General features: G+C 56.8%; 1 protein-coding gene. It reads right to left on the reverse strand.

Translation table 11 applies throughout. The features are described 5' to 3' along the window. Positions 1-48 precede the first annotated feature (48 nt). Positions 49-259 (reverse strand): hypothetical protein (locus AC1RPV_RS07990; RefSeq protein WP_481764234.1); only part of this gene is annotated, 211 nt, incomplete at its 5' end.

Here is a 259-nt window from a genome sequence, read left to right on the forward strand (position 1 = left end):
CTGCCACTCTTGCGTGAAAAACACACGTTTTTCTTTTTCGCTCATCTTTTATCCTTCGTACGGGTCATCCCCGTTGTCGTAACATTGCTCGATACGCGCGGCCTCGGCTCGGAGTTCACGGGCCCTGTTCTCGTGATGCGGCACGCACTCACCATAGTCTGAGGCGTCGGCAATCGTCGCCTGATAGTCATGGTAGTCGGCGGCAACGCGCAGCGCTTCGGGCGACGCGGCCAGCCATTTGATTTCGTACTCGCTAAGT

Source organism: Dellaglioa sp. CoH-55-MRSF-9, from assembly GCF_056782155.1.